This is a genomic window from Streptomyces sp. PU-14G, from assembly GCF_041028275.1.
GTDB lineage: Bacteria > Actinomycetota > Actinomycetes > Streptomycetales > Streptomycetaceae > Streptomyces.
On sequence record NZ_JASKYT010000464.1, the window covers coordinates 1 to 5,709 of the forward strand.

The window sequence follows — 5,709 nt, forward strand, 5'->3', positions numbered from 1 at the left end:
GTCACCGGTCGCCACGCCCGCCTCCCCCCACCACCTGGGCGGATGGTCGCGGCGCAACAGCGCGCCGCCCGGCGTACGCACCTCCACGGCCCCCAGCCGCGAGACCGTCACCAGCATCCGCTCCGAAACCACCCGCCAGCCGCCGTCCTTGTCCGGCTCCAGCCGCGCCCGCTCGTCGGCCGCGGGACACGCCCCCGCCAGCGCGTACGACGGCTCGGGCTCGGCGCCGTCCCAGCCGACGAACAGCGCACCCGCCACCGTCACCCGCACGCACAGCACCGACCGCACGAAACGGACCGTCCCGCCGCCGGGGCCCGGCTCGGCACCCGTCGCCTCACCCGGGGTACGCGCCCGCTCCGCCCGCTGCCGCGGCAACCCGACCGCGTCGGCGCGCCGCCTGCGCCACGCCGCCCGCCACGACCCCACCCCGGGGGGGGGGGGGGGGGGGGGGGGGGGGGGGGGCTCAGCCTGACACCGAAGGCACGACCCCACCCCCTGGCCCCTGCCACCCACCGTCACCGACCGCACCAGGTCACGCGCGTCCATGCTGCTCAGCCTGCCACCGAAGGCGCGCCGCGTCAGCGCTGTTCAGCGGGCGTTCACTCGCTGGTCACCGTGGCCTCCGCACACCCCACACAGCCGGGGGGTGTGACTCTTGCCCTGGCACAACGTGTGATCACATGGCATCGTCCCGGCCGAAAGACGCGACGACGCGTACAGACGCCAGGGAGCCGCACCATGACCGCAGCGCACAGCGACAGCAGTACCTCGCACCCCTCCGCACCGGAGGCGCTCTGGCGGCCCGACCCCGCCGGCTTCCCCACGGCACGCCTCACCCGGTTCCAGAACTGGGCCGCGCGCCACCACGGCGCCCCCCAGCCCGACCCCGACGACCCCGTCGCCTCCTACGCGGCGCTCCACCGCTGGTCCACCGCACACCTGGCCACCTTCTGGTCCGCCTTCGCCGACTGGTCCGGCGTCCGCTTCGGCACGCCCTACGAGACGGTCCTGGCCGACGCCGCCATGCCCGGCGCCCGGTGGTTCCCCGGCGCCACCCTCAACTACGCCGAGCACGCGCTGCGGCATGCCGAGAACCCCGCACGCGCCGACGAGCCCGCCCTGCTGCACGTCGACGAGACCCACGAACCCGCCGCCGTCAGCTGGCGCGAGCTGCGCGCCCAGGTCGCCTCCCTCGCCCACGAGCTGCGCCGGCTCGGCGTCCGCCCCGGCGACCGCGTCAGCGGCTACCTCCCCAACATCCCGCAGGCCGCCGTCGCCCTCCTGGCCACCGCCGCCGTCGGTGCCGTGTGGACCTCCTGCGCCCCCGACTTCGGCGCCCGCAGCGTCCTCGACCGCTTCCAGCAGGTCGAACCCACCGTCCTGTTCACCGTCGACGGCTACCGCTACGGCGGCAAGGAACACGACCGCCGCGAAACAGTCGCCGAACTCCGCGCCGAACTGCCCACCCTCCGCGCCGTCGTCCACGTCCCCCTCCTGGGCACGCCGGCGCCCGAGGGAGCACTGGAGTGGGACGACCTCACCTCCCTCCGGGTCGAACCGGAATTCGAGCAGGTTCCCTTCGAGCACCCGCTGTGGGTCCTCTACTCCTCTGGCACCACAGGACTGCCCAAAGCCATCGTCCAGTCCCAGGGCGGCATCCTGCTCGAACACCTCAAACAGCTCACCCTGCACAACGACATGGGGGAGGACGACCGCTTCTTCTGGTTCACCTCCACCGGCTGGATGATGTGGAACCTGCTGGTCTCAGGGCTGCTCACCGGCGCCACCGTCGTCACCTACGACGGCAGCCCCGGCTACCCCGACACCGCGGCCCAGTGGCGCGTCGTCGAACGCACCGGCACCACCATCTACGGCACCTCCGCCGCCTACGTCATGGCCTGCCGCAAGGCCGAAGCCCACCCCGGGCGCGACCTCGACCTCTCGAAGGTCAAGTGCGTGGCGACCACGGGCTCCCCGCTGCCGCCCGACGGCTTCCGCTGGATCCACGACGAGGTCTCCCCCGACATGTGGATCGCCTCCGTCAGCGGCGGCACCGACGTGTGCAGCTGCTTCGCCGGCGCCGTCCCCACCCTCCCGGTGTACACCGGAGAACTCCAGGCGCCCTCCCTGGCCGTCGACCTCGCCGCCTGGGACCCGCACGGCACGCCCCTCGTCGACGAGGTCGGCGAACTCGTCGTCACCCAGCCCATGCCCTCGATGCCCGTCCGCTTCTGGAACGACCCCGACGGCTCCCGGTACCACGACAGCTACTTCGAGATGTACCCCGGAGTCTGGCGCCACGGCGACTGGATCACCCTGACCAGCCGCAACACCGTCGTCATCCACGGGCGCTCCGACTCCACCCTCAACCGGCAGGGCGTCCGCATGGGCTCCGCCGACATCTACGAGGCCGTCGAACGCCTCCCCGAGATCCGCGAATCCCTCGTCCTCGGCGTCGAACAGCCCGACGGCGGCTACTGGATGCCGCTCTTCGTCCACCTCGCCGAAGGCGCCGTCCTCGACGACACCCTCCGGAACGCCATCAAGCAGACCCTGCGCAAGAACCTCTCGCCCCGCCACGTGCCCGACGAGATCATCGAGATCCCCGCCGTCCCCCACACCCTCACCGGCAAGCGCCTCGAAGTCCCCGTCAAACGCCTCCTGCAGGGCACCGCCATGGAGAAGGCCGTCAACCCCGGCTCCGTCGACAACGCCGAGCTCCTGGACTTCTACGCCCGACTCGCCCGCGACCGCGCCTGACCCGGTGGCACGAGGAGGGCCGCCCCGCGACGCAGCGGGGCGGCCCTCCTCTTCGTCAGCCTGGCGGCGTCACTCCCCGGACAGCACCGCCTGCGCCGCGGCACGCGCCTCCGGGCCGCTCTCCGCCGCCCGCGCCGCGGCAGCAGCCCGCTCGCACTGCGCCAGCGTGTGCTTCGCCAGCTGCGCCCGCACGAACGGGATCGCCGACGAACCCATCGACAGGCTCGTCACCCCCAGCCCCGTCAGCACACAGGCCAGCAGCGGATCCGAGGCCGCCTCGCCGCAGACACCGCAGCTCTTGCCCTCCGCCCCGGCCGCCTCCGCCGCCGTCGCCACCAGATCCAGCAGCGCCGGCTGCCAGGGGTCCTGCAACCGCGAGACGGCACCGACCTGACGGTCCGCCGCGAACGTGTACTGCGCCAGATCGTTCGTCCCCAGCGACAGGAACTCCACCTCCTGGAGCACCGAACGCGCCCGCAGCGCCGCCGAGGGAACCTCCACCATCGCGCCGAACTTCGCGCTCAGCCCCGCCTCGCGGCACGCCTCGGCGAACGCCCGCGCGTCCGCCCGGTCCGCCACCATCGGCGCCATCACCTCGAGGTAGACGGGCAGCCCCTCGGCCGCCCTGGCCAGCGCCCGCAGCTGCCCCTGCAGCACCTCGGGGTGGTCCAGCAGGGTCCGCAGACCCCGCACGCCCAAGGCCGGATTCGGCTCGTCGGCCGGCGTGAGGAAGTCCAGCGGCTTGTCGGCCCCGGCGTCCAGCACCCGCACCACGACGCGCCCCTCCGGGAACGCCTCCAGCACCTGCCGGTACGCCTCCGCCTGCTTCTCCAGGGAAGGCGCCCGCTCACTGTCGTCCAGGAACAGGAACTCCGTGCGGAACAGCCCCACGCCCTCCGCACCGGCCTCCACCGCCGCCGGCACATCGGCAGGACCGCCCACGTTCGCCAACAGCGGCACCTTGTGCCCGTCCGACGTCGCACCGGGACCCTTCGCGGCCTCCACAGCCGCCTTGCGCTCCTCGGCGTCCCGCGCGAGCGCCTCCCGCTCCGCTTCCGTCGGGTTCACCGCCACCTCACCGGTACTGCCGTCCACCGCGACGACCGTGCCCTCGGCCAGCTCCCCCGCACCCGGCAGCGCCACCACGGCCGGCACCCCCAGCGCCCGCGCGAGAATCGCGCTGTGACTGGTCGGCCCGCCCTCCTCGGTCACGAAACCGAGCACCAGAGCGGGATCGAGCAGCGCGGTGTCGGCGGGCGCCAGGTCCCGCGCGATCAGCACGTAAGGCCGGTCACTGTCCGGCACACCCGGCATCGGCACGCCCAGCAGCCTGGCGACGATACGGTTGCGCACGTCGTCCAGGTCGGCCACCCGGCCCGCCAGATAGTCGCCCGCCTGCGCCAGCAGCGCCCGGTAGGCGGCGAAAGCGTCGTAGACCGCCCGCTCGGCCGTACTGCCCACGGCGATCCGCCGTTCGACATCGGCCATCAGCTCGGGGTCCTGCGCCATCATGGCCTGCGCCTCCAGCACGGCCTGCGCCTCACCACCCGCCAGGTTGCCCCGCGCGACCAGATCAGCGGCGACGGCCTCCACGGCCTGCCGCGCCCGCTGCTGCTCACGCGGCGCCTCGTCGGCCGCGATCTGCTTGGCCGGGGGCTCCAGCACGGCCGTGCCCATGTGCCGCGCCTCGCCGATCGCCACGCCGTGGCTCACACCCACGCCTCGAAGCGTTGTGTCCATCTCACCCGTCTCCGGTCAGCGGCGGCACCACGCCACCGCGGTCGTACTGCGCCCGGCCCGCGCACGCGTGGACGAGAGGGGAAGAGGACTTCCCGACCGGGAGCGGACTCCCGGTGCCACGTGGACGTTCGGAAGGGAGAGGGGCCGGGCCTGTGTGTCAGCTCCAGCCGAAGAGCGTCTGTCCCCGCTCCACGTCGCCGTCCTCCACCAGCTCGCCGAGCGCCTCGGCGGTGGCCTCCAACGCGATCACCGGCGAGACGGGGGACTTCCCCTTCTCCGCCACGGCCGCCGGGTCCCAGCGCACCATGGGCTGCCCCCGGGTGACGGTGTCCCCCTTGGCGGCCAGCAGCTCGAAGCCCTCACCGTTCAGCTGCACCGTGTCGATGCCCAGGTGAGTCAGCACTCCGTGTCCCTCGGAGTCCACGACCACGAACGCGTGCGGGTGCAGCGACACCACGACGCCGTCCACGGGCGCCACCGCCTCGGTGGGCTCGCGCACGGGATCGATGGCGGTGCCGGGGCCCACCATCGCCCCGGAGAACACCGGATCCGGCACAGCAGCCAAACCGATGGCACGCCCGGTCAACGGGGACGACACGGTGGTCATGGGAGGCCTCCAAGGGGCGGAGTGTCGATCAGCCGCCGTCGCTACCTGTCCAGGACGGCGCACCGTTCAGAAGCGTAAGTCATAGGAACAGGTGATTCCCTCCGAGCGGGCAGGCGCGCCGTCACCTGCTGTTTCGCGGTGACAGCACAGCGTTCAAAGCCGGTTCGGCGGGAGTGCGCGGCGTGGGCCCCGCAGAACTGATTTGCCTCTCTTCATCGGAGGCCTGTACTGTCGGTTGCCTGCCCAGCGCCGAGGCGAGGGCAGAACCCCAACCAGCCACTGATTCCGATCAGTTGGTCGTTCGCGCTCCGGCGCAGGACGGATTTCGGATCACCGAAATCGCGGTGGTAGGCTTGGGAAGAACCAAGAGGGCAAACGTCCGGAGAAACCGGTGAGATGGTTTCGAAGGAAGCGTCCGTTCCTTGAGAACTCAACAGCGTGCCAAAAGTCAACGCCAGATATGTTGATACCCCGACCTGCCGGGTTGTTCCGGTGGGTTGAGGTTCCTTTGAAATACACAACAGCGAGGACGCTGTGGACGGGTTGGATTATTCCTCCGGCCTGTTCCGCTCTTCCTGTGGATGATTGAAGCATTCACGGAG

The 5,709-nt window shown here is 72.0% G+C and carries 3 protein-coding genes and 1 pseudogene; 1 reads left to right on the forward strand and 3 read right to left on the reverse strand.

Annotation, left to right across the window (positions count from 1 at the left end; genetic code table 11):
* Positions 1-546: pseudogene (locus tag AB8Z75_RS31505) on the reverse strand (hypothetical protein); the annotation flags it as partial.
* 192 nt (positions 547-738) lie between these two features.
* On the opposite strand from AB8Z75_RS31505, the gene AB8Z75_RS31510 reads away from it, so the two are divergent.
* Positions 739-2,760 carry an acetoacetate--CoA ligase gene (locus AB8Z75_RS31510; RefSeq protein ID WP_369208008.1) on the forward strand — a complete coding sequence of 674 codons (2,022 nt, stop codon included), beginning with the start codon at positions 739-741 and terminating at the stop codon, positions 2,758-2,760.
* Positions 2,761-2,829: 69 nt separating this feature from the next.
* Here the strand turns inward: AB8Z75_RS31510 and ptsP are convergent, their stop codons facing one another.
* Positions 2,830-4,500, reverse strand: coding sequence for a phosphoenolpyruvate--protein phosphotransferase (ptsP, locus tag AB8Z75_RS31515; protein ID WP_369208009.1), 1,671 nt, complete (start codon positions 4,498-4,500; stop codon positions 2,830-2,832).
* A 157-nt stretch (positions 4,501-4,657) separates the two neighbouring features.
* Positions 4,658-5,107 (reverse strand): PTS glucose transporter subunit IIA, encoded by a 450-nt coding sequence (locus AB8Z75_RS31520; RefSeq protein WP_369208011.1) that lies wholly within the window; start codon positions 5,105-5,107, stop codon positions 4,658-4,660.
* Positions 5,108-5,709 lie beyond the last annotated feature (602 nt).